The organism is Acinetobacter sp. ANC 4910, from assembly GCF_004331035.1.
In the GTDB taxonomy this organism is placed as follows: Bacteria; Pseudomonadota; Gammaproteobacteria; order Pseudomonadales; family Moraxellaceae; genus Acinetobacter.
The window spans coordinates 1-25802 of sequence record NZ_SJNT01000020.1; the positions used below are offsets into that span (position 1 = coordinate 1).

At 41.6% G+C, this 25802-nt stretch carries 30 protein-coding genes; 11 read left to right on the forward strand and 19 right to left on the reverse strand.

Going from position 1 to position 25802, the window contains the following annotated elements; translation table 11 throughout:
- Nucleotides 1-540: 540 nt before the first annotated feature.
- The 3 genes from E0H82_RS15735 to def all read right to left on the reverse strand — a co-directional run bounded on the left by E0H82_RS15735 (nt 541) and on the right by def (nt 3715).
- Nucleotides 541-2595 (reverse strand): TonB-dependent copper receptor, encoded by a 2055-nt coding sequence (locus tag E0H82_RS15735; RefSeq protein ID WP_131265661.1) that lies wholly within the window; start codon nt 2593-2595, stop codon nt 541-543.
- Between the two features lie 68 nt (nt 2596-2663).
- Nucleotides 2664-3092, reverse strand: coding sequence for a DUF2946 family protein (locus tag E0H82_RS15740; protein WP_131265662.1), 429 nt, complete (start codon nt 3090-3092; stop codon nt 2664-2666).
- A gap of 89 nt (nt 3093-3181) precedes the next feature.
- On the reverse strand, nt 3182-3715 hold the full coding sequence (gene def, locus E0H82_RS15745) for a peptide deformylase (RefSeq protein WP_131265663.1): 534 nt from the start codon (nt 3713-3715) through the stop codon (nt 3182-3184).
- Between the two features lie 119 nt (nt 3716-3834).
- Between def and E0H82_RS15750 the strand changes: the two genes are divergently transcribed.
- The 3 genes from E0H82_RS15750 to E0H82_RS15760 are packed head-to-tail and all read left to right on the forward strand — an operon-like array spanning nt 3835 to nt 6755.
- Nucleotides 3835-4989 (forward strand): LysM peptidoglycan-binding domain-containing protein, encoded by a 1155-nt coding sequence (locus tag E0H82_RS15750; protein WP_131265664.1) that lies wholly within the window; start codon nt 3835-3837, stop codon nt 4987-4989.
- Nucleotides 4990-5001: 12 nt separating this feature from the next.
- Nucleotides 5002-6147: a DNA-processing protein DprA gene (gene dprA / locus E0H82_RS15755; RefSeq protein ID WP_131265665.1), complete on the forward strand. Its 1146-nt coding sequence runs from the start codon at nt 5002-5004 to the stop codon at nt 6145-6147.
- 38 nt (nt 6148-6185) lie between these two features.
- Nucleotides 6186-6755 carry an L-threonylcarbamoyladenylate synthase gene (locus E0H82_RS15760; RefSeq protein WP_131265666.1) on the forward strand — a complete coding sequence of 190 codons (570 nt, stop codon included), beginning with the start codon at nt 6186-6188 and terminating at the stop codon, nt 6753-6755.
- Nucleotides 6756-7146: 391 nt separating this feature from the next.
- On the opposite strand, the gene E0H82_RS15765 is transcribed toward E0H82_RS15760, so the two are convergent.
- Nucleotides 7147-8076, reverse strand: a complete 930-nt coding sequence (locus E0H82_RS15765; protein WP_131265667.1) for a DMT family transporter — start codon at nt 8074-8076, stop codon at nt 7147-7149.
- A gap of 141 nt (nt 8077-8217) precedes the next feature.
- On the opposite strand from E0H82_RS15765, the gene E0H82_RS15770 reads away from it, so the two are divergent.
- From E0H82_RS15770 to E0H82_RS15785, 4 genes are all read left to right on the forward strand, one after another.
- Nucleotides 8218-8976: a helix-turn-helix domain-containing protein gene (locus E0H82_RS15770; protein WP_131265668.1), complete on the forward strand. Its 759-nt coding sequence runs from the start codon at nt 8218-8220 to the stop codon at nt 8974-8976.
- Nucleotides 8977-9082: 106 nt separating this feature from the next.
- The gene (locus tag E0H82_RS15775; protein ID WP_131265669.1) at nt 9083-9628 is read left to right on the forward strand and encodes a glutathione peroxidase; all 546 of its coding nucleotides are present in this window, start codon (nt 9083-9085) and stop codon (nt 9626-9628) included.
- A 167-nt stretch (nt 9629-9795) separates the two neighbouring features.
- Entirely contained in the window at nt 9796-10212 is a 417-nt protein-coding gene (locus E0H82_RS15780) for an RcnB family protein (RefSeq protein WP_131265670.1), read from the forward strand.
- A gap of 150 nt (nt 10213-10362) precedes the next feature.
- Nucleotides 10363-10932 (forward strand): hypothetical protein, encoded by a 570-nt coding sequence (locus E0H82_RS15785; RefSeq protein WP_131265671.1) that lies wholly within the window; start codon nt 10363-10365, stop codon nt 10930-10932.
- A gap of 60 nt (nt 10933-10992) precedes the next feature.
- On the opposite strand, the gene adhP is transcribed toward E0H82_RS15785, so the two are convergent.
- From adhP to E0H82_RS15850, 13 genes are all read right to left on the reverse strand, one after another.
- On the reverse strand, nt 10993-12024 hold the full coding sequence (gene adhP, locus E0H82_RS15790; protein ID WP_131265672.1) for an alcohol dehydrogenase AdhP: 1032 nt from the start codon (nt 12022-12024) through the stop codon (nt 10993-10995).
- A gap of 224 nt (nt 12025-12248) precedes the next feature.
- Nucleotides 12249-12542: a hypothetical protein gene (locus E0H82_RS15795; RefSeq protein WP_131265673.1), complete on the reverse strand. Its 294-nt coding sequence runs from the start codon at nt 12540-12542 to the stop codon at nt 12249-12251.
- A 204-nt stretch (nt 12543-12746) separates the two neighbouring features.
- Nucleotides 12747-13223, reverse strand: a complete 477-nt coding sequence (locus tag E0H82_RS15800; protein WP_131265674.1) for a DUF2846 domain-containing protein — start codon at nt 13221-13223, stop codon at nt 12747-12749.
- A 123-nt stretch (nt 13224-13346) separates the two neighbouring features.
- Nucleotides 13347-13766 (reverse strand): F0F1 ATP synthase subunit epsilon, encoded by a 420-nt coding sequence (locus E0H82_RS15805; RefSeq protein ID WP_131265675.1) that lies wholly within the window; start codon nt 13764-13766, stop codon nt 13347-13349.
- Nucleotides 13767-13792: 26 nt separating this feature from the next.
- The gene (atpD, locus tag E0H82_RS15810; RefSeq protein WP_104221778.1) at nt 13793-15187 is read right to left on the reverse strand and encodes a F0F1 ATP synthase subunit beta; all 1395 of its coding nucleotides are present in this window, start codon (nt 15185-15187) and stop codon (nt 13793-13795) included.
- Between the two features lie 26 nt (nt 15188-15213).
- On the reverse strand, nt 15214-16083 hold the full coding sequence (gene atpG, locus E0H82_RS15815) for a F0F1 ATP synthase subunit gamma (protein WP_004684424.1): 870 nt from the start codon (nt 16081-16083) through the stop codon (nt 15214-15216).
- An 88-nt stretch (nt 16084-16171) separates the two neighbouring features.
- On the reverse strand, nt 16172-17716 hold the full coding sequence (atpA, locus tag E0H82_RS15820; protein WP_004684423.1) for a F0F1 ATP synthase subunit alpha: 1545 nt from the start codon (nt 17714-17716) through the stop codon (nt 16172-16174).
- A gap of 62 nt (nt 17717-17778) precedes the next feature.
- The gene (locus E0H82_RS15825) at nt 17779-18315 is read right to left on the reverse strand and encodes a F0F1 ATP synthase subunit delta (protein ID WP_131265676.1); all 537 of its coding nucleotides are present in this window, start codon (nt 18313-18315) and stop codon (nt 17779-17781) included.
- Between the two features lie 11 nt (nt 18316-18326).
- Entirely contained in the window at nt 18327-18797 is a 471-nt protein-coding gene (locus E0H82_RS15830; RefSeq protein WP_116763354.1) for a F0F1 ATP synthase subunit B, read from the reverse strand.
- A gap of 40 nt (nt 18798-18837) precedes the next feature.
- A complete protein-coding gene (gene atpE / locus E0H82_RS15835) occupies nt 18838-19083 on the reverse strand; it encodes a F0F1 ATP synthase subunit C (RefSeq protein WP_000424060.1) in 246 nt (81 codons plus the stop codon).
- An 86-nt stretch (nt 19084-19169) separates the two neighbouring features.
- Nucleotides 19170-20045 carry a F0F1 ATP synthase subunit A gene (gene atpB, locus E0H82_RS15840; protein WP_116763356.1) on the reverse strand — a complete coding sequence of 292 codons (876 nt, stop codon included), beginning with the start codon at nt 20043-20045 and terminating at the stop codon, nt 19170-19172.
- Nucleotides 20046-20147: 102 nt separating this feature from the next.
- Nucleotides 20148-20546, reverse strand: a complete 399-nt coding sequence (locus E0H82_RS15845) for an ATP synthase subunit I (protein WP_131265677.1) — start codon at nt 20544-20546, stop codon at nt 20148-20150.
- 170 nt (nt 20547-20716) lie between these two features.
- A complete protein-coding gene (locus E0H82_RS15850) occupies nt 20717-21556 on the reverse strand; it encodes a metal ABC transporter substrate-binding protein (RefSeq protein ID WP_131265678.1) in 840 nt (279 codons plus the stop codon).
- Between the two features lie 138 nt (nt 21557-21694).
- Here E0H82_RS15850 and E0H82_RS15855 point away from each other — a divergent pair, with 138 nt between their 5' ends.
- Genes E0H82_RS15855 through znuB form a run of 3 tightly spaced genes read left to right on the forward strand, consistent with a single transcriptional unit; the run spans nt 21695 to nt 23760 of the window.
- Nucleotides 21695-22192 carry a transcriptional repressor gene (locus E0H82_RS15855; RefSeq protein WP_131265679.1) on the forward strand — a complete coding sequence of 166 codons (498 nt, stop codon included), beginning with the start codon at nt 21695-21697 and terminating at the stop codon, nt 22190-22192.
- The gene (gene znuC, locus E0H82_RS15860; protein WP_131265680.1) at nt 22165-22956 is read left to right on the forward strand and encodes a zinc ABC transporter ATP-binding protein ZnuC; all 792 of its coding nucleotides are present in this window, start codon (nt 22165-22167) and stop codon (nt 22954-22956) included. The genes E0H82_RS15855 and znuC overlap by 28 nt, the downstream gene beginning before the upstream one ends.
- A gap of 3 nt (nt 22957-22959) precedes the next feature.
- Nucleotides 22960-23760: a zinc ABC transporter permease subunit ZnuB gene (znuB, locus tag E0H82_RS15865; protein WP_131265681.1), complete on the forward strand. Its 801-nt coding sequence runs from the start codon at nt 22960-22962 to the stop codon at nt 23758-23760.
- A gap of 37 nt (nt 23761-23797) precedes the next feature.
- On the opposite strand, the gene E0H82_RS15870 is transcribed toward znuB, so the two are convergent.
- Entirely contained in the window at nt 23798-24421 is a 624-nt protein-coding gene (locus E0H82_RS15870) for a LysE family transporter (RefSeq protein ID WP_131265682.1), read from the reverse strand.
- 163 nt (nt 24422-24584) lie between these two features.
- Between E0H82_RS15870 and E0H82_RS15875 the strand changes: the two genes are divergently transcribed.
- Entirely contained in the window at nt 24585-25523 is a 939-nt protein-coding gene (locus E0H82_RS15875; protein ID WP_131265683.1) for a Dyp-type peroxidase, read from the forward strand.
- 43 nt (nt 25524-25566) lie between these two features.
- Here the strand turns inward: E0H82_RS15875 and E0H82_RS15880 are convergent.
- Nucleotides 25567-25802: transposase (locus E0H82_RS15880; protein WP_165492972.1), on the reverse strand; the 236-nt coding region annotated here is incomplete at its 5' end.

Here is a 25802-nt window from a genome sequence, read left to right on the forward strand (position 1 = left end):
ATCTTCTTGATGACTCGTCATCATCAAGCTAGGTCGGCTATGTTACTCTAATCTAAGTTAAAGTCAACAGGTTTTGTTAATTATTTTTAAACTTATTCAAGACTTCTAGATTCTACCGCTTGGGCTAAATCCTTGTTTCTCAACAAGTTTTAATCAACATCACCGCCGATGGATGTGCATTCTACAGCATTTCTAATCCCTTGCAATACCTTTTCTAAATAAATATTTTTACATGTTTATTTTTCAAACTCATAAAAACATAAGATACTGTTATTTATATTAAATTTAATTTTAAAATTTTATCTATTTTTTAAGATCATATAAATTTAAGCCATAAATTTCACATTCTATAAATTCAAGTAGTTGTTTTTGTTTAAATATTCTTATTTTTCTCACTATTACTTTACTTTATTTGATGTTTCTTTCTACACTTTATGGTGAATATCCATACATATTGCTGTTTTTCAGACCATTTTCATCTTAAAAACAAAAACAGCCACTCTATTTCTAGAATGGCTGTTCCCGATCATCACAATATATTTAGAACTTCATACTAATACGCGCCCAATAATTGCGACCCGTATTGTTAAATTGTGCAGTGCCAACTTGACCATCTACGCCAACACCCAACTTATTTAAGTGTTCGGTATAGGTTTTATCCAAAACATTGTCTATACCTACCGCCAGATCAATATCATTCATCACTTTATAGGTTGCATTCAATGCAAGTGTGCTAAAACCTTTGCTCTCCCCAATGTCATAACCGACAATATTACCTTTATTCAGGTTAATACGATCCTGCTTTGCCACTGCACGCCATAACAAGCCTAAAGAATACTGATCTTGCACATATCTTAAATTGAAACGCCCTTCTAATGGTGCAATCTGAGGAAGTGGATCATTATTATCGCTAATTTCCCCCCATGCATACATGGTACTAATATCGGCTTGAATCGTATCGGTAAACTGATAGCTAACACCTGCTTCTGCACCCGCAATCACAGCATCGACATTTTTAGCCCCTGCACTAAAAGATGAACCATGACCATGGCCTGTAGAGTGGTTATGATAACTCAGTAGAATAAAGTCATTAACTAAACCTGCATAGGCAGATGTCCATAGACTGAATGCACCATGCTCTTGCTGATAGCCCATATCAAGCTGTAAGGTTTTTTCAGTGTTAAGGTCATTAAATGTTGGCTTTGGCATACCTGTATTGCCATGCGCTGTACTGAATAATTCCCAATAATCTGGAACGCGCTCTACATAGCCCAGGCCGATATACGATTTGGCATTATGTTCGGGATACTGATTTTCCAAGCGAATAAAGCCACTTGGTAAAGTTTCTTTACGCTCATCATTAAGTTTTAGTGCATCAATTTCGACCTGATCAATACGTGCGCCCGTCACCAATTTATAAGCATCATTCAATTGATAGCTAAGCTCCCCAAAAGCCCCATAGGAATCAAATTTCATATTGGTGCTTAACGGCATATTCATCATCATGGACTTCATACTGCCAGCATGATGATTTTGCTGAGAATCAATCCCTGTAATGAAGCTTAATTTATCCCATTCACTGCTTATCGCTAAACGCGAATTTAAAGTACGGCGTGTGACTTGCATTTCTGATGAATTCGCTACCATTTGATGCGTCATCATATCGTGTGTCATCGGTGGTGTTCTTAATCTAAAGTTATCCATAATATGGTCGTTATAACTATAGTTCACCTGTCCTTCGACTTTCTTAATCACATCTGTCAGGTTTTTCTTTTCAAATCGCAAACCGAGACTTTCACGCGCAAACTGCGAACCGTCCATGCTACGACCTGCATACTCAGCCTCACCATCGGCTTTTCCACCTGTGAGTTCGATCCATGTGTCTTCATTTGGCGTCCATCCGAATGCTAAATCAGTATTCCAACGTTCCCAAGCAGAAGGAACGCTATTGCCCTCACCATCTTGATAACTGTCAGCAACTGAACGATTGGCATTCAGGCGAATATATTTTTTCTCATCACCGACTACTGCTTCAACATTATGATCCAAACGACCGAACGAACCGATTAAAACACTGGCTTGTCCAAGATAGTTTTTATCTTGAGATAATTGTGGTTTTTGTCGCTCGAAAATCACCGTTGCAGCCGAACCCGTATTGGCATATTGAACCGTTTGAGGGCCTTTAACCACGCGAATACGATCATAACTTTCAGGTTGAATATAAGACGTTGGCGCATCCATACGTGCAGGACACGCACCTAAGTTTTCACTGCCGTCCGATAAAATTTTAATCCGCGAACCAAACATGCCACGAAAAGTCACATCCCCATTGGTTCCACCACTTTTAATTGAACTAAAACCAGGAATACTTTGTAAATAATCAGCACCATCTGTTGCAGGAACAGGTTGTATCGGTTGTTTGGGGTCTGCGTGAATGATCAAACCATTTGCATCATGATTTAGTTGGGCAGTCACCACAATTGGCGCTAACTGAGTGGTATTTTGCGCTTGTTGTGCAGCAACACTGCTTGAAGAATAACAAGCGATACAAATTGCAGCCGATAAAGGCTGTGACAAGAATTTTGGCTGAGCCATCTCAATCTCTCTAAAACATAAATAACACTGTGCCTAAGTCATTTTGACCCAAGCGGAATAAAGCGGATTTATGCCCAGAGCGGTGGTGCCCGTCCTTGTGGGATAAGAAATAGTTGCTGTAGAACAAACCAAACATGAGCAAAGGCTTTTTGAAAAGCGATTAAACGCACTTGAATACGATCCAGTATTGGCTTTATATCAAGTTCAGGCGGCAAGACTAAATTGCCATATACAGTACAGTATTGGCATTGATGGCTTGCATCATGGTGATCATGAATATGCTGTTTTTGTTCTACTTGATGATGTAAATATTGCATATGCTGCATAGCAGCAGTCTGCACGGCGTTTACCGTTTGAGAAGGAAGTAAAAGTGCACGCGTTATGGTTTCACAGACCGGAGCAACTTGATATTGCTTCGGCAGCAAAGGCTGTAAAAAAACAGCAATCTGTAAAAAAACTGCGACATATGCCAGCAGCAAACCACCACGGAAAAGCAAAAATAATCATCCTGCAATTTGTGCGGCACCAGTATAACAAAACCCAATCGGAATTGGGTTCATACTTAAAGATGATTTTGAGGGAGAAATTATCCGCGCTTGACTACAACTTTCTCTTTTTGGCGCTGACGCGTCAATTTTTCCACTTTTTCACGTGCACGTTGACGCTTGAGTGGTGATAAATAGTCGACAAATAATTTACCGTTTAAGTGATCCATTTCATGCTGAATACAAACAGCGAGAAGTTCGTCTGCTTCTATTGTAAAGGATTGACCTTCAAGGTTAATTGCCTCTATTTTTACACGTGACGCACGCTCAACTTTGTCGTATATTTGAGGCACTGATAAACAGCCTTCTTCATAGGGCTGGGTTTCTTCAGTCAATGGGGTAATTTTGGGGTTAATGAACACCATAGGCTGATCTTTATGTTCAGATAGATCCATAACAATCAACTGAATATGGCGGTCAACTTGGGTAGCGGCTAAACCAATGCCTGGCGCTTCATACATGGTTTCAAACATATCTGCAGCTAACTGACGAATTTCATCAGTAACTTCTTCGACGGGTTGTGCAATGGTACGAAGACGGGGATCGGGGAAACTTAAAATAGGTAATAAGGCCATAAACGTCCTCACTTATGCCATTGATCAAAAAACCAAATGAAGGAATGCTTCATCAAAAAAATGTGTGTAATATCGCTATTATAACGTAAATTACGTACATAATTTTAGGAATTATGATAATGAAAAAGGTTTTGAAGGGCATGCCATCTTTTAGTGCCTTGGGGTTTAAACAGCAATTGTTGGCACTGACCGTCGGTTTGGCGATCAGTGTTGGTTCTATCGCAGTGGTTGAAGCTGCACCTACTCGTAACGTCAATCCTCCTGCCCTTAAAGCAGGTGCACCACAGGTCTATGTGGTGAAAAAAGGCGATACCCTATGGGATATTTCAGGAAAGTTTTTAGATAAGCCTTGGCGCTGGCCTGAAATTTGGGCGAGTAACCGTCACGTGAAAAATCCTCACTGGATTTTCCCTGGCGATAAACTTTTACTCTGTAGCTATCAAGGCAAACCGCTGATTGGCAAAGACGAAGGTGATGGCTGTGATGGCATTATTCGTCGTTATGCAGGGGGAACGAAGTTACAACCCCAAGTGCGAATTGAATCGTTAAATAATGCTATTCCTGTGATCCCATTAGACAATATTAAACAATGGTTAGAACATTCAACCATTGTGGCTCCTGAGTCAGTGGACAATACACCTTATGTACTGGGTACCGCCGATCAACGCGTATTGGCAGCCAAAGGTCAAACCATCTATGCACGTGGCAATGGCTTAGAAGTGGGCCAGCAATATGCGGTTTATCGCGAAGGCGACCCGTACACCCTCAACAATGAAAAAGGCAAAAAGTACAATGCTGGACTTGAGCTGAATCAGGTGGCGACGGGCGTAGCTGTTGCAAGTGAAAATGACATCACAACACTAGAATTAACGGATAGCTTTAATGCCGAAGTGCGTCGTGGTGACCGTGTATTGCCTGTTTATGACCCAATGTTGCCGACCTTGTTCTATCCAACCATGGCGGAAGATGTAACTGCTGGTGGTCAGATTGTTCGGGTGATGGGCTCTATTGGCACTGCCGCTCAACACAGCGTCGTGACCATAGACCGCGGTAGTTTCGAAGGGGTTCAAGTGGGACATGTATTTAGCATCAACCAAAAAGGTGAACAGGTTCGAGACCCGAAAACCAAAGAAATGGTGCAATTGCCCGGACAAAAAATTGGTAACTTAATGGTGTTCAGAACTTTTGATCACTTTAGTTATGGTTATGTGCTTGACAGTTCCTTACCTATCAAAATCGGTGCTTACATTCAACCACCGTTAATGGACGATTAATTCGGAGTTCCTATGCTGAAACCATTATCACAAGTGCAAATGGACATCATTACCTTGTGGTATTTGGTTCAGCACTCGCTCAGCAGTTTTTACAAACTAGAACAACACTTTGGTACAGCCCACAACGCAGTACAACCTCACAATTTGCAAGATTGGTCCAAATTAGGTTTACATAAAAATCATATTCAACGCGCACAACAGTTTTACACAGCGCCTGAACAAAATAAGTTTCAACACCTCATTCAGGACATTCAGCAACATAGTGATTTTGTACTGAGTTATCACGATCCTGAATATCCTCAACAACTGCTGCCTTATAGTGATAACCCCCCGATTCTGTTTGGACAAGGGCAACTTTCGCTCTTGATGCAGCCACAAATCGCCATTGTTGGCAGTCGTAAACCAAGTCCGCATGGTCGACAAATCGCCTATGATTTTTCGTACTATCTTAGTGAAAAAGGTTTTGTCATTAGCAGTGGCTTGGCACAAGGCATAGATCAAGCTGCTCATCAAGGCGCTTTATCCCATCAACGTACACTGGCAGTGATGGGTACAGGACTTGATCAAACTTACCCTTCGCAGCATCAGCAGCTTCGCCAACAAATTTTGCAGCAGTCAGGTGCCATCATCAGTGAGTTTTTACCCCATACTCCACCCCTGCAACATCATTTCCCACGCCGCAATCGAATTGTCAGCGCACTTTCTTTAGGCGTGATTGTTGCTGAAGCCAGTTTAAAAAGTGGTTCAATCATTACGGCTAAACTTGCAGCAGAACAAGGCAAATTGGTGTTTGCGATTCCTGGGCATATTTATAGTGAATTCCATCAAGGTTGCCATCAACTGATTCGTGAAGGTGCAATTCTGGTGGATCATCCTGAACAAGTCTTAGAAGACCTTGCTTTACCGACTCAATGGCAAGCACAGCAGCAATCTCAGAGTGATTCAACTACACAACCAGTCCTCGCAAAGCCTGAGATTCCTGAGCATTTAATGTCACTTTATAATCAACTGAACTGGACGGGCTATCCTCTCGATCATTTGGCCATCCATCTTAAACAAGATACCGCCTCACTGACTGCCCAATTGATGGAATTGGAGCTTTTAGGTTTGTGTATGCAACAATCTGGGGTTTATTTGCGTTGTCGTCCTAGCCAATAAGGTTCAGAATAAGCCTTTGCTTAAATTAGGACACGAAAATGATTACCACCTCTGTTGCTGAAGCTGCCGATAGTTTAAAACGCGGACAGGTCTTGGCATACCCAACAGAGGCAGTATGGGGATTAGGCTGTGATCCCTATAACGAAGCTGCATTTAATGAGATTTTAAAATTAAAACAGCGTCCAATTGAAAAAGGTGTCATCTTATTGGCTGGGCATATTTCTCAAGTCGAACACTTACTGGTAGGGCTCCCCCCAGAAATGCGTGATACTGTTATTGCCTCTTGGAGCCACTGTAGCCCAACCGAACGTGCAACCACTTGGTTACTGCCTGCGAGTGAGGACATTCCAATCTGGATCAAAGGCAATCATCCCAAAGTTGCCATTCGCGTGACCACCCACCCTTTATGTGTGGCACTTTGCAGTGCATTTCATGGTTTTATCGTATCGACCAGTGCTAACCCTGCGGGGCTTGAACCCGCACGTTCACTACAAGAAGCCAATAAATACTTTAACCATCATTTAAATTATCTAAATGGTGATTTAGGCTTAAGTCAGGAACCAAGTCGTATTTTAGATGCAGAAACAGGGCAAATTATTCGTGCATAAGCGAATAAAATAATGAATTTTATAGAAAATCTGGACAAAAAAAAGCTCAATCAAATAGGTTGATTGAGCATAAAAAGGATGTGTGTTAATCACATCCAGAGGGTTCAAAAATCTTGCTGAATGTTAGACTTAAAGTATTATTAAGAAATACTTAACCAATCATTCTTGATGTGAATATTATCTAACATTTCAAATCAAAATACAAATCCATTATCCCCGCTTAACTTTTGATTAAATGCATGATTAAAATGTGAAATTTTCTCAAAAAGTCAAACTATCCTTCTATTTTTAAAATATTTTTAAATAAATAATCATTTGACAGCATGCAAATTTGCACTTATAACTGGTAGTTTAGTCCAAAAAAAATAAATCAATAAAATCTACTGTTTGGTTATTTATTCATCAGATTAATTGACTCTGCTGCTTCAGATTGCGCCCGCCGTGATTTTATTTGTGCCATTACAATACCCATAATAATAATGATCCCACCAATGGTGTGATGTGTCGTCCATGCTTCATGTAACCAGAAATAAGCCAATATCGCTGTAAAAACGGGCATGAGATTCATAAAGATACTGGTTTGATTAGGCCCCAAACGCTGTACAGCAAGCATCCACACCCAAGGTGCAATCAGGGATGCAAATAAGCCCGCATATAAAACACTTGCCGTATTTTGCATATCTAAACGATCAATGCCCAACCACAGCACAAAGGGCAAATGATAAATGAGAGAAAATCCAATTTGTACGTACAAACTGATCATGAGTGGCACTTTCAGTTGCCATTTCTTTAAAAACACCCCGTAAAAAGCATAGAAGAACACTGCAATCACCATCAGCAGATCTCCCCAATGCCCGCCTAAATGCAGCAGAGTCTGTAACTGCCCTTGTGCAATCACATAGAGTAAACCCAGAAATGACACCAAACTCCCCATGATGGCAAAACGATTGGGGACTTCTTTAAGAATAATGATGGAAACAAAAATGGTAAAAATGGGAATAAAAGCATTAATAATCCCCATATTGGTCGCAGTGGTATAATGTGCAGCGCTATATGCCAGACCTTGATAGAGCAACATACCAAAGGCACTGAGTATTGCAAATTGCTTCCAATGCAACGCAACTAACTGACGCTGCTGCCACACTTTGGGTAGCATCACTGGTGTCAGCACAATAAAAGCCACCAACCAACGATAAAAACTAATGCTCACAGGTGAAATATAATCTGCGACATAACGCGTCACTGCAATATTCAGCGACCAGATAAAAACTGCAATTAAGGGGAGCATGACCGCCAATTTTGCCCATTTCTTTTGCTGCATTTGCCTACTCAGTTACAAGGTCTTAAATGACTATTGTCCTAAAAGTCTGAAATAATAAACATACGGTTTTTCAGACATTCATATGGCAGATTAATCCGCTTGGTATAACACACCTTTGCCGCATCAATATGGGAATCCATTATGAACAATGATTCATACTCTGATTTATGTCAATTGATTGAAGTACATGAATATTTCTATGCACAAAATGACGAAATTTCAGCACATTCTTGTATCTGGGGCGATTTTAATTTCAGTTTAAATGGTATTTTGGATTATGAAATTGAAGGAATACATCATTTATCTCCTCCCAATTACGGGCTTTGGATTCCCGCCCATACTGCACATGCCTGTATTGCACGTGAAATTCAACCGACCCATTATATTTGTATTCACCTTCATCCCAAGCTTTGCAAATACTTTCCCAAGACCACCAAAGCCGTAGAAATCAACCCTTTTCTTCGCCATTTAATTAAAGAAGTTCTACGCCACAAAAGTGTACCGAGATCGCTTGAATACGAACATTTACTTCATGTTTTACTTGATCAACTGCGTACAGCACCTGCTTATGAACACTATCTACCGCAAACACAACACCGCGTGTTAAAACCAATTTTACAACAATTGGCCAATCCGCAACGCTTTGCCAAAAGTCTGCAACAAGTCTTAAGTGAAACTCAGTTCACGGAAAGACATTTACTGCGTTTAAGCCAACAAGAACTGCAACTCAGTCTCGCAGAATGGCGCAATCGAGCGAAAATTCTGTATGCGATTGATCAACTGCATGCAGGATCGACAGTTAAAAAACTGGCTTATGATTTGGGTTATCAACATAGTTCCAGTTTTATTGAATTCTTTAAGCGCTATACAGGACAAACACCAGCACAATTACGCGAATAAACCAACAGCTCCACCCTCTTTTTACTTCACTTGCAGGATTCAACTTGAAGTTCACGTGAATTCTGGTTACAACATCAACACCCGATAAAAATCAATGGATCTGTATATGAGCCAGTCTGTTTATGACATTCCTGTAAAAACCATTCAGGGACAAGACATCACCTTGAATCAATATCAAGGCAAAGTCCTTTTAATTGTCAATGTAGCATCAAAATGTGGTTTAACCCCGCAATATGAAGGTTTAGAAAAACTGTATCAGCAACAAAAAGATCAGGGCTTAGAAATTTTAGGCTTTCCTGCCAACAACTTTTTGGCACAAGAACCTGGTAGCGATAGTGAAATTCAAGAATTCTGCTCACTCAACTACCAAATTGATTTCCCTTTATTTTCAAAAATTTCTGTCGCAGGCGAAGATAAGCATCCACTCTATGAAACCTTAATCCATGCCATTCCTGAACGTATTGGTGAAGGGCCTTGGTGGAAAGATTTAGTCGATTACGGTCTCACACCGAATGAACCCCCAGAAGTACTCTGGAATTTTGAGAAGTTCCTCGTCAATAAACAAGGACAAGTCGTAGCGCGTTTCGCACCAGACATTACTGCAGATGACCCACGTATTGTGGATGCTATTCAAGCTGAGTTGCAAAAATAGCAGACCCTTCAGGACCTCGGCAGTCACTATTGGCTGCTGATGTTCTAAAAACCTCTTCTTAATTCCTTCATTATTTTAATATTTATACAACATTAAATTCAAATTAACTCAATCACTTACTGCTTTAATAGACTAATCAGAACAAGATAGAAAGTCGAAGGTAGATAATGAATCGTTTAGTACAAGCTGTTGTTTTCTCTTTATCCACTGCGTTAGTGGCGGCTCCCGCTTTTGCTGCTCCACAAAATATGCAAGATCATCAACAACATGCATCTAAGAATCACAACGATGCCAACCATAAAGACATGCATAGCGACGCATCAAGTCACCATGCACAAGATCAACATAAACCAGCAAGCAATAATAAAGCTGGGAATAAACAAATGACTCGCCCATCGGCGACATGGAAACCAGGCAATCCCGTTCCAACGCAATACCGTGGTCAAAGTTACAAAGTTGACCACAGTAAATACAAAAAATTAAACAAGCCAGGCAAAAATGAACAATGGATCAAAGTGAATGGCGATTATGTTTTAACCAATGTGTTAAATCACAACATTATTAAAATCGTACCAGGAATGTAAGATCCCCAAATATCCAAAGAGTGCGACCAGCACTCTTTTTTATAGCTCCCCCTTTTTGTTGTTGCTTTGCAGCCTTACTTTGGAAAGTGAAGTTGTCGTTTTATAATTTCTTTAAAGCGATACAATGTTAAATTGAGACCATTCAAGATTATGAAAAAACTTCTGCAAGGTGCCTTACTTCCTTTTGGTATTTTTGTTGCCGCAATCAGCTTATTCGGTTGTAATCAGGCGACAGAACAGGATACTCAAACAGCAAATTCCACTGAAGTAGAAGAACATAGCCCAGTCAATCACGATGCAGAGACCGAATTAAAAAACGGGAACATGATCTATGTGCTGCGTGATGTTGCCGACATGCAATTAAAAGCAGGCGACTACGTCCAACAACTGAAACAAACTCAGACTGACTTAGAGCAGGCTTTGGCTGATAAAAATCAGCAAGCGCTACAAACATCAGTCAATGCTTTGCACCAGCAACTCACAGACTTCAACCGCGCTTTAAGTAGCTTGGACTTAAAAAGTCAGGAAATTGAATCCATTCGACAAAACATCATGTCTACCAACCAACAAGTTCTCGATTTACCTTATTTAAATGGCAAAGTTGAACTCGAATCGATCGATTTACACAAAATTGAACAACAAATGACTTCGGTGCAAACTGAAATGCTCAAATTGGCCAAGATGTTACTGTTACAGCCCACATCAAGTGAAAAATCATAGTGAAGTAATAATCAGAGGATTCATCTTACACTTTGAATGCGATGAATCCTCCATATCCATTTAAAGATTAAAATCAATCACGATTCGCCCATCAATTTTGCCCTGCTCCATCCGCTCAAAAATATCATTGATATTTTCTAAAGGCTCTACGTGAATATGGGCTTTTACTTTGCCACGTGCTGCAATATCTAAGGCTTCTTTCAGGTCTAAACGTGTCCCAACAATTGAACCTCGAACGGTAATCCCATCTAGCACCATGTCAAAAATAGAAAGATCGAACTTTCCAGGTGGCAAGCCATTGAGTACCATTGTTCCCCCGCGACGTACAATTGAAACAGCCTGTTCAAATGCTTTCGGTGATACCGCAGTCACCAGTACCCCATGACAGCCCTCACTTGTCGCTTTAAGGACTTCCTCTTTTACATTGACTTTCAGTGCATTTACGCCAACATCTGCACCTAACTGTTTTGCCAACTCTAACTTAGTATCATCGACATCAATCGCAACCACATTAAAGCCCATCGTTTTGGCATACTGCACCGCGACATGCCCTAGACCGCCAATACCTGATATTGCCACCCAATCCCCTGTTTTGGCTTCAGTCATTTTAAGCCCTTTATAGACGGTTACCCCTGCACATAAAATCGGGGCAATTGCGAACAAGTCAACACCATCTGGGATCACGCCAACATAGTTACCATCGGCCAAACAATATTCGGCAAAACTGCCATTGACCGAATAACCTGAATTTTGTTGTTGTTTACATAGGGTTTCCCAACCGGCATAACAATGATCACAATGCCCACACGCCGAATAAAGCCAAGGAATCCCCACCACATCACCTACTTTCAGATGATTAATACCTGCGCCTATCTCAATGATTTTACCCACCCCTTCATGACCAGGAATGAAGGGCAAATGTGGTTGAATAGGCCAGTCCCCATGCATCGCATGTAAATCGGTATGACAAACACCCGTCGCAATCATTTTGACCAAAACTTTACCATCACTAATTTTTGGAATTTCAACGTCTTGAATTTGTAAGGGTTGATTGAATGCTGTGACGACTGCCGCTTTCATTGTATTTGCCATTTTCATTCTCCAAGTACTCATGTTTGAATAAAATTCTTATGTAGCAACCTCATTCATGATTAACATAAAGTCTGGAGATGAAAGGTAAGTATTTGGTGTGTTTTTTGATCGAAATTGCAGCTACTCACCCAATTAGCACAAACCCTGCATAGTTAGAAACAATGAATGCCATTCTCGCGTTTAAGGGATGCATCACTATCCGTGGGGTTTATGCAAAATCTATTCTAACGCGCTCGCCATTGTTGAAAGGCAGTTTGCATTGCCTGTGTTTGCTCGGATGAAACCTGATGTTGATGTAAATAGCTAAAGTCACCCCGATACACCGCATCTACAATAGTCTTGGCTAAAATCGTAATGCTCTCTCTGCCTTGCTGCTGATAAACATCAATCTGTTCAGCGGTGAGAAAGATGTCCCAGCAAGAGACCACCGAACTCATGTCCACCGCGATTCCCAAATAATATTGATGATTATCTTGATAAAGTTCCCAAAAATGGGGTTCTTGTTCGATGATATTCATTGATAATCTTTATTCAATTTTCTAAAAGCTTAACTCAATGCAAACCTTAAACGAATTCAACTTTAGATATAATTTTTACTTTTTTGAAGATGTCTGCATTCTAAAAAGGTTTAGTCATATAAAAATTTTAGCCTTTACAATAAAGCAAGGGCATTTTTTTAATGGGTTAAATCCCACAAATGCCCTTGCCATTAAACATTAATTTTAAAGTTGAATCGTTGCTTTACTACATTTACCAGCAGAAGCTAGGCTGTACTCAGTAATAGCCTTTTTACCCTGTGTATCATCTACTAATTTTAAATCTGCACCGCCCACAAAAACACCAGGCTTAATATATTGCTGAATAAAATAATTCTTACCGCTTTGTGCCTCAATTTTCAAATGATTTGGAGAAAATTCTGATTCAGTTGAAATAGTGTGATTTTTATTTCCGTCCACTTCTTTATAAAAAAATACACCTCTTGCCGTTTCCCCCAAGCATTCCCCATCAACCCAAATATCTTTTTTTAATGCTGAACCCACAATATTATTAGAACGATAAACATACAAGCCAGCCTTGCCTTCTTGAGGTGCTGTTAATTCCTTGGTCTTTTGAGACAGCTGTTGATCTACTTTAGGCACCGATGCACATCCAACAAATAGTGATGCAACAAGTAATGGAAAAACTAATTTAATTGTCATTTGATACCCCTGTTTTATAAATTAAATATATCAAGCGGTAAAATATAACAATTTTTTTACAAAAATGTTATTTATAATAAAAAAAGCCACCTTTCGGTGGCTTTTTCAATCTTAAACTGTCGCTTATTGAGCGCGGTTTTTGATTTTGCGGATGGTTTCCAACTGAGCAGCAGTTTCTGCAAGAGCAGCCAAAGCAGCAGCTGAGTCCAAATCGCTCTTTTGATTTGCAAGCAATTGTTCAGCGTTTTTACGCGCTTCTAAAATTGCTGCTTCATCTAAGTTTTCTGCACGGACTGCAGTATCTGCAAGCACCGTAACAACATGCGGTTGAACTTCTAGAACACCACCAGATACATAGATTAACTCTTCTGTACCGTTTTCAAGCAGAACACGGATTGTACCCGGCTTGAGTAAAGTTACTAGTGGCGCGTGACCAGGCATAATACCTAACTCACCACCAGCACCTTTAGCAATTAGCATCGTTACAGTGCCAGAGTACAAAGACTCTTGAACACTTACAACATCACACTGCATAGTCGACATGAGAATCTCCTAAATTAGGTAACTAATTAAAGTTTCTCAGCTTTAGCAATTACTTCGTCAATACCACCAACCATATAGAACGCTTGTTCTGGAATGTGGTCGTATTCACCAGCTAAAAGACCTTTAAAGCCACGAATCGTTTCTTTAAGCGGTACAAGTTTACCAGGAGCACCAGTAAACACTTCAGCTACGTGGAACGGTTGAGAGAAGAAACGTTGGATTTTACGCGCACGGTAAACAGTCAACTTATCTTCTTCTGCAAGTTCATCCATACCAAGAATCGCGATGATGTCTTTCAATTCTTTATAACGTTGAAGAACGTTTTGAACTGAACGAGCAATCTCGTAATGCTCAGTACCCACTACAAGTGGATCTAACTGACGTGAAGTTGAGTCAAGTGGATCGATCGCTGGGTAAATACCAGAAGATGCGATGTCACGGCTCAATACTACAGTTGCGTCTAAGTGAGCAAACGTTGTAGCAGGCGATGGATCTGTTAAGTCATCGGCAGGTACGTATACCGCTTGGATTGACGTAATAGAACCAGACTTAGTCGATGTAATACGTTCTTGAAGAACACCCATCTCTTCTGCAAGTGTCGGTTGGTAACCTACTGCAGATGGCATACGACCTAGAAGTGCTGATACTTCAGTACCTGCTAGTGTATAACGGTAGATGTTGTCTACGAACAATAGTACGTCACGGCCTTTGCCATTTTCGTCTTTCTCGTCACGGAAGTACTCAGCCATGGTCAAACCAGTCAACGCTACGCGTAAACGGTTACCCGGTGGCTCATTCATCTGACCGTAGACCATTGCTACTTTGTCTAGAACGTTTGAGTCTTTCATCTCGTGATAGAAGTCATTACCTTCACGAGTACGCTCACCAACACCAGCGAACACAGATAAACCTGAGTGCGCTTTAGCGATGTTGTTGATCAACTCCATCATGTTTACAGTTTTACCAACACCGGCACCACCGAACAGACCAACTTTACCACCTTTAGCAAACGGGCATAGTAAGTCGATGACTTTAATACCGGTTTCTAAAAGGTCAGTAGAAGCTGCTTGTTCAGCATAAGAAGGTGCTTGACGGTGAATCGGCAAACGCGCTTCAGTCGCAACTGGACCAGCTTCGTCGATTGGGCGACCAAGAACGTCCATAATACGACCCAAAGTCGCTGTACCTACTGGTACAGAGATAGGTGCGTTAGTATTCGTTACGTTCAAACCACGCTTAAGGCCTTCAGTAGAACCCATTGCAATAGTACGAACTACGCCATCACCAAGTTGTTGCTGAACTTCTAATGTAGTTTCAGTGCCATCAACGTGGAGAGCGTCATAGATCTTAGGAACGCTGTTACGTTCAAACTCGACGTCGATAACCGCGCCGATGATCTGAATGATACGACCGCTACTCATTGCTGTCTCCTCAATTCAAAATAATGTTAAACGGCAGCGGCACCACCAACGATCTCAGAAATTTCCTGAGTAATCGCGGCTTGACGCAGCTTGTTATAAATAAGTTGTAGGCTCTTGATCAAATCACCTGCGTTATCCGTTGCAGCTTTCATTGCAACCATACGAGCTGACTGCTCACACGCGATGTTTTCGATCACACCTTGATATACCACAGACTCGATATAACGAACCAATAAGCCATTTAAAAGCTGTTCAGCTTCAGGCTCATAGATATAATCCCAACCGTATTGACGGTTAAGGGTCTTGTTTTCTTCAGCAGTTGCTAAAGGAACAAGTTGTTCGATTTTTTGATTTTGAGTCATGGCATTGACAAAGCCGTTTGACACAAGATAAATACGATCTAACTCGCCTTTATCAAACGCGTCTAACATCACCTGTACAGAACCAGATAACTGTTCAAGGCTTGGTGTATCACCGACATTTGTCGTAGCACCCAGCACTTTACCGCCGTAGTTTTTAAAAAACGAAACCGCTTTTTGACCAATTAAAGCAAATTGAACTTCAATTGACTGCTCTTGTTGCTGTTGTACGTGTTTAACCACTTTTTTGAACAAGTTAATGTTCAAACCACCAGCAAGGCCGCGATCTGAAGACACAATGATATAGCCAACGCGCTTCACAGGGCGTTCAACCATATAACGGTGTTTGTATTCAGGATTCGCTTGAACCAAATGAGCAATTACACGGTGCATATTTTCGGCATACGGACGGCCTTGAGCCATGCGCTCTTGCGCACGACGCATCTTAGAAGCTGCTACCATCTGCATCGCGCGAGTAATTTTCTGCGTGCTTTTGATACTAGCTACTTTGGCGCGAATTTCTTTTAAATTTGCCATACGCTTAACCTAGTATTCGAAGGCCCTTTCGAGCCCTCGAAGGTTGATCCGTGAACCAAACCAAAACTAAATCCAACTGAAGTTGAAATTAGTAAGTTTGAGTCGCTTTAAAGCTTTCAATACCTGCTTTGATTGCAGCTTCGATGTCTTTGTTGTAATCACCAGTTTCATCGATGTTTTGCATTAACGCAGCATTTTCTGAACGGAAGTAAGAGATTAACGCAGCATCAAAGTCTACGATTTTCTTCACTTCAACGTCAGCCATGTAGCCTTCGTTAGATGCATAAATTGAAACAGCTTGGTCAGCAATTGAATATGGAGCATATTGTTTTTGCTTCATTAATTCAGTTACACGTTGACCATGTTCAAGTTGCTTACGCGTTGCTTCATCAAGGTCAGAAGCAAACTGAGCAAACGCTGCCAATTCACGGTATTGCGCCAAAGCAGTACGGATACCACCAGACAATTTTTTGATGATCTTAGTCTGCGCTGAACCACCAACACGAGATACAGAGATACCCGCGTTCACAGCAGGACGAATACCTGCGTTGAATAATGATGTTTCAAGGAAGATCTGACCGTCAGTGATCGAAATTACGTTCGTTGGTACGAATGCAGATACGTCACCCGCTTGAGTTTCAATGATTGGTAATGCAGTTAATGAACCAGTTTGGCCTTTAACTTCACCATTCGTGAATTTCTCAACATAGTCAGCAGAAACGCGCGAAGCACGCTCAAGAAGACGTGAGTGAAGATAGAATACGTCACCTGGATACGCTTCACGACCTGGTGGACGACGTAACAATAATGAAATTTGACGGTAAGCAACAGCTTGCTTAGACAAATCATCATAAATGATCAGTGCATCTTCACCGCGGTCACGGAAGTATTCACCCATTGTACAGCCAGAGTATGGAGCCAAGTACAACATTGCTGCTGGATCGGCTGCAGCTGCTGCTACAACAGTGGTATACGCCATAGCGCCAGTTTCTTCTAGCTTGCGTACAACGTTAGCAATAGTCGATTGTTTTTGACCAATAGCTACGTATACACATTTAATGCCAGAGTTTTTCTGAGCGATGATCGCATCGATCGCCATTGCTGTTTTACCAGTTTGACGGTCACCAATGATCAACTCACGCTGACCACGGCCTACAGGAATCATTGTATCTACTGATTTATAACCAGTTTGTACAGGTTGATCCACTGATTGACGCCAAATTACGCCTGGTGCTACTTTTTCAACAGCATCAGTTAATTTTGCATCAATAGGGCCTTTACCATCAATTGGGTTACCCAAAGCATCTACGACACGGCCTAAAAGTTCTGGACCAACCGGAACTTCTAATACACGACCTGTGCAACGTGCTTTTTGACCTTCTTGAAGGCTTAAGTAGTTACCTAAAACAACGACGCCCACTGAATCCTGTTCTAGGTTCAGTGCCATACCGTATAAGCCGCCGTCGAATTCGATCATTTCACCGTACATTGCATCAGCAAGGCCGTGAATACGCACAATACCGTCGGAAACCATAACAATGGTTCCTTCGTTTTTAGCGGTCGCGCTGGTGTCCAGATCGCCGATACGCTGTTTAATGAGCGCACTGATCTCGGATGGATTCAGTTGTTGCATTGCGCTATACCTCAATCTTTATTAAGTTCAGTCTTCTAATACGCAGCTTTTTTCAAGCCTTATTACGCAAGAAGACGAGTCCGCATTTTTTCAAGCTTGTTAAGCGCAGAGTCATCTATCACTTGGTCGCCTGCACGAATAACAACACCAGCAATAAGCTCTGGTTTAACTTCTACAGTCACATTTACCGCAGCTTCGAATTTTTTCTCTAAAGCATGTGCAAGTAATTGTTCTTGTACAGAAGTCATAGGGAATGCAGATTCAATCACCACATCCACCGTATTGTTATTCTGTGATTTGAGCTGTTCATATTCCGCAGAAATTTCAGGAAGAAGTACCAAACGGTTATTTTCAGCAAGCAATGTCAAAAAGTTTGACACTGCTGCAGTTTGGTCTTCGCCTAATACTTTTGCAAAAAGACTTACCTGCTCAGCAGGAGTAAGCTCAGGGCGAGTTAAGAAAGCTGAAAATGCTTCGTCTTGCACCGCAGCACTGAGCAAGTTCAATGCAGATGACCAAGAGTCAGTTGCATTTTGCTCAGAAGCGTAAGCAAATGCTGCCTTAGCGTATGGGCGTGCCAACGTCAAGAGTTCAGCCATAATCGCCTCTCTTAAAGTTTAGCAGCCAGCTGAGTCAGCATGGCATTGTGAGCTTCTGCATCAACTTGCTGGTTCAGGATTTTCTCCGCACCAGTAACTGCCAAAGCAGCAACTTGTTGACGCAATTCTTCGCGAGCAGAATTGATTTCAGTGTCAACAGCTTCTTTCGCTTGTTGACGAATACGCTCACCTTCAGCCGCAGCTTGAGTACGCGCTTCTTCTACCAATTGTGCACCACGACGGTTCGCTTGTTCGATCAATTGAGCCGCTTGCGCTTTCGCCGCATCTAATTCAGCTTTCACTTGAGCTTGCGCATCCGCAAGATCAGCTTTTGCTTTTTCAGCAGCGTTTAAGCCATCAGCAATTTTACGCTGACGCTCACTAATCGCATTGATTAGTGGTGGCCATACGAATTTCATACAGAATGCGACAAACATCGCAAATGCAATCGCTTGACCAATCAATGTGAGGTTGATATTCATTTCGCTATTCCTCAATAGTTTAATTTAGGAATTAAGCTGATTAACCTACAAATGGATTAGCGAAGATGAAGAACAAGCCAATACCAACACCGATCATAGGCACAGCATCAAGAAGACCCGCGATTAAGAACATACGAGTTTGAAGTTGTGGAGCCAATTCTGGTTGACGAGCAACAGCTTCAAGGAAGCGACCGCCTAAAAGACCAAAACCAATCGCAGTACCTAAAGCACCGAAAGCGATCAAGATAGCAGATGCAATTGCAACTAGACCTAAAGTGAGTTCCATGATAATTCCTCAGAGGTTAGGTTTATACCAAATTAAAGTAAAAAAAATTTTAAGCCCAACCATCCGTTGATAGTTAGGCCGTACCATTAATGTTTTTCGCTAGCCATACTCAAGTATACGATAGTCAGCATCATGAAAATGAACGCTTGTAACGTAATAACAAGAATGTGGAAGATCGCCCAAGGCACAGACAGAGCCCACTGGATCCAGAACGGTAATAATGCGATAAGGATGAAGATTAACTCACCTGCATACATGTTACCGAAAAGTCGTAGAGCCAATGAAACTGGACGCGCAAGGAATGTTACCAATTCAAGAATTAAGTTCACTGGAATCAGTAACGCTTTTGCAACTGGGTTACTTGGATTAAATGGGTTAAGTGCCAATTCGCCAACGAAACCACCAATCCCTTTTTCACGGATACTGTAGAACAAGATCAGTACGAATACAGATAAAGACATACCTAAGGTAATGTTTGGATCTGTAGAAGGTACAACCTTGAAGTAAACGTGATGAGGATCCATACCAAATACGTTAGAGCCAATAATTCCTGCAAGGTGCGGAATGAAATCTACTGGAAGTAAATCCATCGCATTCATCAGGAAAATCCACACAAAAATCGTGAGGGCTAAAGGTGCAATCAAACGTGATTTGCCATGGAAAGTGTCGCGAACACTTGAGTCCACAAACTCAATGATCATTTCAATTGCAGACTGGAACTTGGTCGGAACACCAGAGTTTGCAGCTTTCGCCACACACCAGAATAACAAACAGAAAATCACACCAAGAGTGATAGACCAACCCATTGAATCCAAGTGAATAGCAGTGAACCCCATCTGTTGAGCTTCAGCACCAGTCTCGGCCAATTTCCATGTCCCGTCTGGCATTTTGCCATAGGTCATATTGGTCAAGTGATGCTTGATATACTCGGTCGAAGTAAGGGCATGTTCTTCAGCAGCCATAAATCACACCTGGTCAATGTCAAATACAAATAGAGTAAGCGAATATCGCATGCTGCGTGATATCTCGCTTATCTCCAAAAAAACTTTTCAATTTAGCTGCGCTTAAACTCGTTTTTGTAGACGTGACACCCAAAAAGGAGCGACCCACGACATGGTTTGAACGAGGATAAAACCACAAAACAACGCCCCCGGAGATAACGGTTGGACATTGCTTAAAATTAAAATAAATCCGACGATCACAATCGTAAACTTGCCCATCATCCCCCGATACATATTTGCAAGTACCTGTTTGGATGCTCTCGCTCCTGCAGCTCGAAACGACTGCCATGAAAAATAACAACTTGCGAGCCAGCAAACACCCGCACCAAGTGCGGCACTTAAAGCTGCTGTTGCATCTTTCACAACCCACGCCAACAAGGCTGACACAGGAATCATAAATGCTTGCAAGATGACTAAGGCTTTCGCTAATCGTCGATCAATCAAGCGACTAGTTCGGCTCATTATTTATTCACTCACAGCATAAATGCTTGACAAGTTTAACTGATGATCGTTTTTAATCGCAGGCATTATAGAGTTACACCCCTGAACATGCAATCTTTTCCCGACCTAAGTCGAGTTTTTTTCAATACGACAACGGTCTAGCTATTGCTTAAATATTGATTATTTTCACTTCATTGGCGTGCAGTTAATACACAATTTTTGACTTGTTGTGCCAAGTCTGACCATGCAGAAATGAAGTTATTTTCCGCTGTTAAACTTTCGTCAACCGCCTGAAACACAATAGGCTGAAGTTTTTGATACTGATTGGAACTGGCATGGGCTTCTGCCAGTAAGCACATTTTCTTTTGCCCACGATGATCGTTCAAATATTTGATTTGTGCCAAGGTTGGCGCAATATGTGGATCATCAGTCATTGATCCAGCAAGCTTCAAATGCAATGGACGTTCCAAGTACTGATAAGCATCATGATAGGCCCAATACGGCTGTGCTGCCCCTTGGCTTTGGAATTTCTGTGCTGTGCTAAACATTTGCTTGGCAAATACTTGTGCATTGTGCCAATACTTATCGCGATATTGAGGTTGTTGCTGTGAACGCAAGGCTGCAATAAAGAACCCGATACGCACCGCATTGTTTGGATCTAACCACACATGAGTATCGACCGTATTGGCTAAAGGCGCACCTCGAGTACTGCGTTGCGGCAAAGTTTTGACCAAGCCTGAAGACAAAATGGAAACCGCTTTAGGATTATTATGTAGCAGTTTATCCAGTGGAGCTTCGTGGGCTTTACCGAGCCAAATCACCAATCCAGCATCTTGAATTGCCTTTCGGTGTGCGGGTGTTAAAGACACATCATGCCCAGTTTGATTTTCTAGGAGCAAAACAGGCTGCTCTACCCCTTTTGTGACTTCTTGTGCAATCAAATATAACGGATGCGTTGAAACAACAAGACTTTGAGTCCACCCCACAGTACTTAGAATGGACAGTAAACAAAAAGCAAATAGACGAGACATGATTACACAGCACTAAATTTTATCTAGTGTTATAATATAACAACTCAACAAAAATACCTACGTCTAATCGTAACTTAAAGCCGTTCATGTTAAAATTTAATGTCAATTCTTCTATTTCAAGCCCGAACTGAGGTTGCTATGAGCTTATGTTCGCATGAACACCACAATGCATTACATGGCGTACATGATCATCATAATGTCGCAACACGCCTTGCTGAAGCAGAAAGTCTCTGTGCAGCCACTGGAGCGCGCTTAACTCCACTTCGTAAAGAAGTGCTCGAACTGATTTTGACTGCACATGGCCCAATGGGCGCTTATGATTTACTCGCCAAGATTAAAAGTGAATCAGATCGTCCTGCTGCGCCACCGACCGTTTATCGTACGCTTGATTTCTTATTAGAAAAGGGACTGATTCATCGTCTGACTTCGATTAATGCCTATATCCCCTGCTGTCATCCTCGCGAAGGTCATCAAGCCGCATTTTTAATTTGCACAGAATGTCATATTGTGAAAGAAGCATCATCTGAAGGACTATTACAACAATTAGATGTGCTTGCCACTTCTGATCATTTTACTGCACAACACAGCATTATTGAGATTTCTGGAAAATGTCAGAATTGCAGCCAAGCGAATTAAGCACTCCGACACTGATTGCCTTAGAGCAAATTAGTGTCCGTATCGATAACCGTGACATTCTGAAACAGATTGATTTTTCGATCCACGAACAAGAAATTGTTACCTTAATTGGCCCCAATGGTGCAGGTAAATCAACCCTGATCAAAGTACTCTTGGGCATTTTAAGACCCAATGCTGGACGAATACTATCGACACGTAAACTGAAATTTTCTTATGTGCCACAAAAGTTTAATCCATCGCACAGCCTACCCTTACGTGTGAAAGACTTACTTGATTTAGAATCCTGCCCTGCTGCAATTAAACAAGAAATTATTCAAGATACAGGCATTGCCAAACTGCAAGATTCTAAAGTACAACAGCTGTCTGGTGGCGAACGACAACGCGTATTATTGGCGCGTGCCTTGCTGCGCCAGCCTGACCTTTTAGTCCTCGATGAACCCATGCAAGGGCTCGATATTCAGTCTGAAGCCGAACTGTATGATTACGTTCGTAGCTTGCCTGAAAAATATGATTGTGCGGTATTGATGGTGTCGCATGATTTACAGTGGGTGATGCAAGGCACACAACGGGTGGTCTGCTTGAATAAACATATTTGCTGTAGCGGCTTACCTGAGAATATTCAACAACATCCAGAATACCAAGCCATTTTTGGCACCAACCGTGTGTTCTACCAACATCATCATGATCATTGTGCTCACGGGGACAGTGCCACAGCCTGCCAACATGATCCTCGCCCTCATATTCACCCTGAACCGGAAGCCTAATAGATGTTGGAATGGTTAGATCTACTGCTGCCTGCTTGGACCATGGGGACATTATTGGTGTTTTTAACCGCACCTTTGGGCTGCTTGATGCTTTGGCGTCGTATGTCATTCTTTGCCGATACCATGGCGCATGGCACTTTATTGGGCGTTGCGATTGCAGGAGCACTCAGTTTACCGTTTTGGGTGGGCGTCACATTCTTGGCATTTATGCTGGTCGCCATTTTGTGGGTACTGCATGATCCACGCTTACCCAATGATGCCTTACTGGCACTCTGTTCAGCTACTTTGCTGTGTGCAGGCTTAATGTTGATTCAACATTTACCAAGTTTAAGACCTGAATTACTCAGTTATTTATTTGGTGACTTGCTTACCATTGCTTGGGCAGATTTACCCATGTTTGCGATTGTGATTGCACTGGCACTCGCTGTACTGTTCAAATACTGGAAAGCCCAAATTCAAATTGCGATTGATCCAGACATTGCCACTAGTGAAGGCGTGAATGCGAAATGGCAACGTTTAGTATTTATGCTACTGCTTGCTGTATTTACCGTTTTGGCGTTACGCGCGGTGGGCTCTTTACTGATGGGGGCATTGCTGGTCATTCCTGCATTAACTGCGCGCTTACTTGCACACTCCCCTAAACAAATGGTGGTTTGGGCCTTTGTGATGGCACAGTTTGGTGTGAGCGTGGGTTTATGGTCAAGTGCTGCGCTCAATACCCCAACAGGTCTCAGCATTGTGCTGTGTATGGCGTTGGTTTTTGCGCTGATTTTTGCAGTTCAGAAAGTGAGAAAAATGGCTTAATCCATCATCTTTCATAAATAATCTTGATCGCTCTCTATTATTGATGCACCAAACTTAAAAGTCCCGCAGCACAACTAAATAGCACAGCAAAAGTACGATTCATGTATTTTTGCTGTTTTGGGGATTTCAACAGTTTCAACACCTTTGCCGCTAAACCTGTATAGCCCGCCATCACAATCAGGTCGATACTGATCATGGTCACGGCCATCATTACATACTGAATCCACTGTGGCTTAGACAAGTCTAAGAACTGGGGCAATACCGCCAATAAAAATACGATTGCCTTTGGGTTGCTCATATTGACCAAGAAACCATAACCCACCAGTTTAGGAATTGACTTAGCCGCTTGTTGTTCTTGTTCAATTTCGATGGACTGTACAGGTGCCTTCCACTGCAAGTAAGCCAAATACAATAAGTAGCCCACACCAAACCACTTCACCAACAGAAAAGCCCAAGGTGTAGTGGCAAAAAGCACCCCTACCCCAGCGGCAACAATCCCAATTTGCACCAACAGCGCCAGTTGCAAACCAATCGCATTCCAGTAACCACGTCGAAATCCATAGTTTAAACCACTCGACATCGAGGCAATTGCCCCTGCTCCAGGTGAAACACTAATCACCCAACATGCCAACATAAACGCCATCCAAACTTGAAAAGACATCGTCACACCACCTCAGAAAAACAGATCATTATATGACTTTTCACACATGAAATGTGCTGAGAAATTATCACCCAAGAATAATACAGTTTAGGCTATTCAGTCCCACATTGATCAGGCACAATAAAACCAGCCACACATTGAATAAAAAACAAAGGAGCTATGAATGACCGCCCAATCCGTAATTTTACCCTTACCTTCAGATCATGCCCGCTTTATCGTATTACGCTTAAAAGATTTAACGTTGCCTGAATTGAAAGAAAAGATCGAAGATTTACTGGACACGCGAGATCGTTTAATTACCCAACATCCAAATGCAGAAATTAAGACTGCGATTGCCTTTGGCCCTCAACTTTGGACAAAACTCTATACACAATCTCCTGAGGGATTCAAACAACTAGACCCAATTCAGGGTACTTTTGAAATGCCCGCTGTACCCGCGGATGTATTAATTCATATTGCCTCGCAACGTAGTGACATCTGCTTTACTTTAAGCCAAGCCTTCTTCGACGGGATTCAAGATAAAGTCGAGGTTTTGGATGAACGTGTGTGTTTTCGCTATTTTGATGGGCGCGATTTAACAGGCTTTATTGATGGCACTGAAAACCCACAATTTCCTGATGATCGTGCAGAAACAGCACTTTTAGCAGAAGACGCAGGTATTTTTGCAGATGGTTCTTTTGTATTTGCACAGCGCTATATACATGATTTAGATAAATGGAAACGTCTGAAAGTCGATGCACAAGAAAACGTCATGGGTCGTTCGAAACTAGAGAGCATTGAAATGGATGATGACGTCAAACCAGAAAATGCTCATATTGCACGTGTTGTGATTGAAGATGATAAAGGTGAAGAGATGGAAATTTTGCGCCATTCTTTACCTTATGGCGATGGTAAAGGTGAGCAAGGCCTGTTCTTTATTGCTTATACCAAAAATCTTGGCATCATTGATGACATGTTAGAGCACATGTTTGGCACAACTGGTGATGGCATTCATGACCGCCTGTTGCATTTTGTGACCGCAGTAGATGGTGCTTACTTCTTTGCTCCAAGCGAGGAGTTATTGGAAGAGGTTTTGGAGGATGATATATCTACGTCTCTATAATTTACAAGTAGAACGTAAATTTTCATTAGATCTCTTTCATAACTCATTTTTCATTCAATTCTAAGTTGTAAATTCCAGCAATTAAATTGAATCTTAAACCGAGCCTTTTCCCTCTATTTCGATAGCGCTCTGAAAGTATTTTGAAGGTCTTGAGTACACCAAATACATGTTCAATTCCTATTCTTCTTTTATTGATTTCACGGTTGTGTTGTTTTAATACAGGATCTAATTTACATCCTCGTTTTGCTTTTATTGGTATTAAACTTTTTTCATAAATCG

What these genes read in the sequence shown, in the direction of transcription:
- znuB (WP_131265681.1), top strand. Translation starts at nt 22,960, where the DNA reads ATGTTGGAATGGTTAGATCTACTGCTGCCTGCTTGGACCATGGGGACA.
- E0H82_RS15735 (WP_131265661.1), bottom strand. Translation starts at nt 2,595, where the DNA reads ATGGCTCAGCCAAAATTCTTGTCACAGCCTTTATCGGCTGCAATTTGT.
- E0H82_RS15780 (WP_131265670.1), top strand. Translation starts at nt 9,796, where the DNA reads ATGAATCGTTTAGTACAAGCTGTTGTTTTCTCTTTATCCACTGCGTTA.
- def (WP_131265663.1), bottom strand. Translation starts at nt 3,715, where the DNA reads ATGGCCTTATTACCTATTTTAAGTTTCCCCGATCCCCGTCTTCGTACC.
- E0H82_RS15770 (WP_131265668.1), top strand. Translation starts at nt 8,218, where the DNA reads ATGAACAATGATTCATACTCTGATTTATGTCAATTGATTGAAGTACAT.
- E0H82_RS15800 (WP_131265674.1), bottom strand. Translation starts at nt 13,223, where the DNA reads ATGACAATTAAATTAGTTTTTCCATTACTTGTTGCATCACTATTTGTT.
- E0H82_RS15750 (WP_131265664.1), top strand. Translation starts at nt 3,835, where the DNA reads ATGAAAAAGGTTTTGAAGGGCATGCCATCTTTTAGTGCCTTGGGGTTT.
- E0H82_RS15830 (WP_116763354.1), bottom strand. Translation starts at nt 18,797, where the DNA reads ATGAATATCAACCTCACATTGATTGGTCAAGCGATTGCATTTGCGATG.
- znuC (WP_131265680.1), top strand. Translation starts at nt 22,165, where the DNA reads ATGTCAGAATTGCAGCCAAGCGAATTAAGCACTCCGACACTGATTGCC.
- E0H82_RS15845 (WP_131265677.1), bottom strand. Translation starts at nt 20,546, where the DNA reads ATGAGCCGAACTAGTCGCTTGATTGATCGACGATTAGCGAAAGCCTTA.
- atpD (WP_104221778.1), bottom strand. Translation starts at nt 15,187, where the DNA reads ATGAGTAGCGGTCGTATCATTCAGATCATCGGCGCGGTTATCGACGTC.
- atpG (WP_004684424.1), bottom strand. Translation starts at nt 16,083, where the DNA reads ATGGCAAATTTAAAAGAAATTCGCGCCAAAGTAGCTAGTATCAAAAGC.
- dprA (WP_131265665.1), top strand. Translation starts at nt 5,002, where the DNA reads ATGCTGAAACCATTATCACAAGTGCAAATGGACATCATTACCTTGTGG.
- E0H82_RS15870 (WP_131265682.1), bottom strand. Translation starts at nt 24,421, where the DNA reads ATGTCTTTTCAAGTTTGGATGGCGTTTATGTTGGCATGTTGGGTGATT.
- E0H82_RS15765 (WP_131265667.1), bottom strand. Translation starts at nt 8,076, where the DNA reads ATGCAGCAAAAGAAATGGGCAAAATTGGCGGTCATGCTCCCCTTAATT.
- adhP (WP_131265672.1), bottom strand. Translation starts at nt 12,024, where the DNA reads ATGGCAAATACAATGAAAGCGGCAGTCGTCACAGCATTCAATCAACCC.
- atpB (WP_116763356.1), bottom strand. Translation starts at nt 20,045, where the DNA reads ATGGCTGCTGAAGAACATGCCCTTACTTCGACCGAGTATATCAAGCAT.
- E0H82_RS15875 (WP_131265683.1), top strand. Translation starts at nt 24,585, where the DNA reads ATGACCGCCCAATCCGTAATTTTACCCTTACCTTCAGATCATGCCCGC.
- E0H82_RS15775 (WP_131265669.1), top strand. Translation starts at nt 9,083, where the DNA reads ATGAGCCAGTCTGTTTATGACATTCCTGTAAAAACCATTCAGGGACAA.
- E0H82_RS15805 (WP_131265675.1), bottom strand. Translation starts at nt 13,766, where the DNA reads ATGTCGACTATGCAGTGTGATGTTGTAAGTGTTCAAGAGTCTTTGTAC.
- atpA (WP_004684423.1), bottom strand. Translation starts at nt 17,716, where the DNA reads ATGCAACAACTGAATCCATCCGAGATCAGTGCGCTCATTAAACAGCGT.
- E0H82_RS15795 (WP_131265673.1), bottom strand. Translation starts at nt 12,542, where the DNA reads ATGAATATCATCGAACAAGAACCCCATTTTTGGGAACTTTATCAAGAT.
- E0H82_RS15785 (WP_131265671.1), top strand. Translation starts at nt 10,363, where the DNA reads ATGAAAAAACTTCTGCAAGGTGCCTTACTTCCTTTTGGTATTTTTGTT.
- E0H82_RS15760 (WP_131265666.1), top strand. Translation starts at nt 6,186, where the DNA reads ATGATTACCACCTCTGTTGCTGAAGCTGCCGATAGTTTAAAACGCGGA.
- E0H82_RS15855 (WP_131265679.1), top strand. Translation starts at nt 21,695, where the DNA reads ATGAGCTTATGTTCGCATGAACACCACAATGCATTACATGGCGTACAT.
- E0H82_RS15850 (WP_131265678.1), bottom strand. Translation starts at nt 21,556, where the DNA reads ATGTCTCGTCTATTTGCTTTTTGTTTACTGTCCATTCTAAGTACTGTG.
- atpE (WP_000424060.1), bottom strand. Translation starts at nt 19,083, where the DNA reads ATGGAACTCACTTTAGGTCTAGTTGCAATTGCATCTGCTATCTTGATC.
- E0H82_RS15825 (WP_131265676.1), bottom strand. Translation starts at nt 18,315, where the DNA reads ATGGCTGAACTCTTGACGTTGGCACGCCCATACGCTAAGGCAGCATTT.